The sequence below is a fragment of the Microbulbifer jejuensis genome (assembly GCF_047289955.1).
In the GTDB taxonomy this organism is placed as follows: Bacteria; Pseudomonadota; Gammaproteobacteria; order Pseudomonadales; family Cellvibrionaceae; genus Microbulbifer.
The window spans coordinates 1-3,924 of the sequence record NZ_JBLBUB010000064.1; the positions used below are offsets into that span (position 1 = coordinate 1).

Annotated in this window: 3 protein-coding genes; 1 reads left to right on the forward strand and 2 read right to left on the reverse strand. The window is 52.9% G+C overall.

Annotation, left to right across the window (positions count from 1 at the left end):
- The first annotated feature begins 236 nt into the window (after nucleotides 1–236).
- A complete protein-coding gene (locus ACL7TT_RS20415; RefSeq protein WP_413398016.1) occupies nucleotides 237–2,069 on the forward strand; it encodes an FG-GAP repeat protein in 1,833 nt (610 codons plus the stop codon).
- A gap of 160 nt (nucleotides 2,070–2,229) precedes the next feature.
- Here ACL7TT_RS20415 and ACL7TT_RS20420 read toward each other — a convergent pair whose 3' ends face one another.
- Entirely contained in the window at nucleotides 2,230–2,595 is a 366-nt protein-coding gene (locus ACL7TT_RS20420; protein ID WP_413398017.1) for a hypothetical protein, read from the reverse strand.
- Between the two features lie 14 nt (nucleotides 2,596–2,609).
- Entirely contained in the window at nucleotides 2,610–3,779 is a 1,170-nt protein-coding gene (locus tag ACL7TT_RS20425; protein ID WP_413398018.1) for a hypothetical protein, read from the reverse strand.
- Nucleotides 3,780–3,924 lie beyond the last annotated feature (145 nt).

Below are 3,924 nucleotides of genomic sequence, written 5' to 3' on the forward strand. Positions count from 1 at the left end.
AGTGGAGAAAACTCCGGGGCTTTGACTGCCTGGCCAAGGTCATCACCGGAGTGAAGTTCAAAGATGGAGAGGAGGTGTCAACAGCCGACCAGAGCGCTGCTTAATCTGGCTTTTTGAACACCAAAATTGACAATAACTCATATTTTTCATTATCTAGCATAATCCCGCCCACATCTCGATGTAACTGGACTCGCATCTAAAAATCATTATCACAACGCAAAGACATGCACTCCAAAATGAAAACTGTAACTGCTTTTGTTTTTATATTAAGCCTGTCACTGCTTGCCGCTTGTAGCGGCGGCGGCTCCGGCAACTCCAACAATACTACTGATATTGAAGCCCCTCCTGTAAATCAAGCTCCTAGCCAACCTCAGAACTTCAGCTTGAGTTTCGAGGCTATTAAGTTGTTCCGATTTAAATGGGACGCTGTCGAAGGAGCCAGCCACTACCGTCTGCAGGAAAATCCAGACGGCGTTTCGGGCTTTAGCCAAGTAGGGGAAGACACCCCTTTAGGTACCGAGACTTTCGCCTTGGAAGTACCTCTCTATGCTCGAACCAATGCACAGTATCTATTGCAGGCTTGCAATAAGGTGGGGTGCTCTGATTCTAAAATCGTTTCAGTCAGTGACTCTTTGGTTGAAAGCATCGGATATTTCAAAGCTAGCAATACCGATCAAGATGATCGGTTTGGCTTTTCTGTCAGCCTCAGCGAAGATGGTAACACTCTGGCGGTAGGGTCATATGGTGAGAGCAGTAATGCAACAGGCATTGATGGCGACCAGGCCAGCAATGATTTAGCTGAATCTGGTGCAGTGTATGTATTTGTCCGCACCGGAACTGCCTGGGCCCAGCAAGCCTACGTTAAGGCCAGCAATACTAATGAAGCTGACAGCTTCGGTTATTCAGTCAGTCTCAGCAAAGATGGTAGCAATCTGGCGGTGGGGGCTCCTTCTGAGGACAGCAATGCAACGGGCATTGATGGCGACCAAGACAACAATGATGCAGTTAATTCTGGCGCTGCGTATGTATTTGTCCGCACCGGTACCACTTGGACTCAGCAGACCTACGTCAAGGCCAGTAATACTGATGGGGACGATAGATTCGGTATGACGGTCAACCTGAGCGGAGACGGCAACACCCTGGCGGTGGGAGCAGCTTACGAGAACAGCGATGCGACTGGTATTGATGGCGATCAAGCCAACAACGATTTATTTGATTCCGGCGCTGTGTATGTGTTTTCCCGCACCGGAGCCACTTGGGCCCAGCAAGCCTATCTTAAGGCCAGCAATACTGATGAGCTTGGCCGCTTCGGTAGATCTATCAGCCTCAGCGATGACGGTAATACCTTGGCAGTAGGCGCGTATGGCGATAATAGTGACGCAGTAGGTATTGATGGCGACCAGAGCAACTACAGTGCATTTTTTTCCGGCGCCGTGTATGTGTTTTCTCGCACTGGTGCTTCATGGGCTCAGCAGACTTACATCAAAGCCAGCAACACTGACGAGAATGACCTCTTCGGTAGATGGGTCAGCCTAAGCGGTGATGGCAACACTCTGGCAGTGGGGGCCCCTCGCGAGGGCAGCAATGCAATAGGCATTGATGGCGACCAGGCCAACAATGATTTAGCTGAATCTGGTGCAGTGTATGTATTTGTCCGCACCGGAATTGCCTGGGCCCAGCAAGCCTACGTTAAGGCCAGCAATACTAATGAAGCTGACATCTTCGGTTGGTCAGTCAGCCTTAGCGGAGACGGTAATGCCCTGGCAGTGGGGGCGCCTGATGAGAGCAGCAATGCAAAGGGCATTGATGGTGACCGGTCCAATAACGCCGCAATTGGCTCGGGCGCAGTGTACGTATTTGTCCGCACAGGTACCACTTGGGCCCAACAGAGCTACGTCAAGGCCAGCAATACTGATGGGCATGATAGTTTCGGTGGAACGATCAGCCTTAGCAGAGACGGCAATACCCTGGCTATAGGGGCTCAATTCGAGAATAGCAATGCGACAGGTATTAATGGTGACCAAACCAATAACGATGCACTAGGTTCCGGCGCTGTATTTATTTATTAGCAACATTTTTCCGCCTCTTAAACGGGGAGGATATCAAAATGTGATCTGTGCGGCCGCTTCCGGCCCGCTGATCACGTTTAACTGAGTTACCTGGATGGCGGGGGCTTGAGTTGGAACTGGTCAGTACGGTGCTCTCGCCGTTGACTGTTAGCACTCCACTTCACTCCCCAATCACCACCCGCAGGTTCACCGTACGTTGTGTACACTCCATGCGCCAGGCACCTTTGTTGACCTCTTCATTCTCCGTGCCCTCAGCCACGGCGGAGGCCTGCAGGGTTTCCACCTTGCCCGGAGTTTGCCAGGGCGTGCCGGCAGCATTGTTGCGCAGCTGGTTGTCCGTGGTGACGAAGGCACCTACAATCTTGTAGGCAAACTGATCTGGGCTGCCGTCCTGATCCAGATCAATGGGGTTGCGTACCTGCGAGATGCGCACAATATCACCGGTATAGATGCCGCTGGTCAGTTCATAAAAGTGCTCGTTTTCTCCAGCATTGCTGATACCGCTGGCTTGTATGTATTCAACCATGTTGATTCCTTATATTAGGGCTTGTGCCTTTGGTTATGGGTAATCACCCGATGCTGGGAATCCATACCGGCGGCATAGCTGATATTGCCCACACTGATCTTGTACACAGTGCGCAGGCCCGCGCATTCGACCCGCTTGACGGTTTCCCAGGTGAGGGGTTCCTCTTTATGCAGCACACCCAGTGTCACACCCTGACAGTGCTGAGCTTCGTACACGGTACCGTATGGATCAGTGACGGGGGTTTCACGGCTGCAAATCACCTGGGCACCGCTAACCATGGTGAGTAGTACACAAGGCACTTCCTGCTGGGGTTTTACTGCCTGAATCGCGCCCAGATGGGTATCGCTGTCACCAATATCCCAGCAGTCGATCAGATCTCCCGCTTTGCAGTGATCCGCCTGTAGCTTTTCTGTCAGCCAGATGCCGGCAGCCACGCACCAGGGATCGTCCGGCGCGGTGCTGCCACCGCCATTGAAAGGTGTCCGGATAGTGCCGACCGAACGGCGCCAAGTATCGGCGGTCAGCTGGGAATAGGTGGTGGTGGCCTTATAAGTGACGGCCCCGCCTTTGGGACCTGGATCATCACAATAGACATAGTATTTTCGGCTGAACGACAAGCCGCTGATACTGCCGGCGTTGTAGCTGCGAGTGCCAAAACCAAACTGCACCGAGTGTGCGGCAATGGAAATCCTGGCGGTGCTACCAGCATCCACAGCGGAGAGTGCGGAGCTGGTGGGCAGGCTGGCGATGCCGGACTGGATTAGGGGGAGGTTGCGCTGATCCTGCACTTCCACCACGTCGATCTTGACGTAGTCGATCAGCATTGAGCCCTCTTTGTTGGAGTAATTCCCACGAAACATCGGGGTGAAAAAACGCACATTGGCCTGCAGTTTGGCCGGGTTGCCAATATGGTTACCGTCACGAGCGCGACTGTACTCGGCATTATCGCTGGCATTGCCCTTCACATAGGCCACCAGCCTTTGCCAACTTTGCCCCACAAGATTCAGATTGGCGGCGAGTACATAGTGTTGGCTGCTGGTGCTGTTCGCTCCGCTGGCATTGCAAAAATCGCCATTGGCATCGAAGCCGGCCAGACCCGCGTAGAGAGTTCGGGTGGTGTCCTCATGGTTGTAGAAATAAACACGGGCTTCAATCCGATACAGCTTATCGGGATCAAAGGGCACTGAATCACCCCGGGTTTCTCGGAGGCTAACTTTCTTGAGAGAATTAGCCAATGAGCAAACAACCTGGATACTCCCCCGAAGTACGGGAACGCGCAGTTCGCATGGTGTTGACCGGCGAGCACGAGCATAAATCACGCTGGGCAGC

Bases quoted from the DNA above. Each gene is read 5' to 3' on its own strand.
- ACL7TT_RS20415 (WP_413398016.1), top strand. From the start codon at position 237: ATGAAAACTGTAACTGCTTTTGTTTTTATATTAAGCCTGTCACTGCTT.
- ACL7TT_RS20420 (WP_413398017.1), bottom strand. From the start codon at position 2,595: ATGGTTGAATACATACAAGCCAGCGGTATCAGCAATGCTGGAGAAAAC.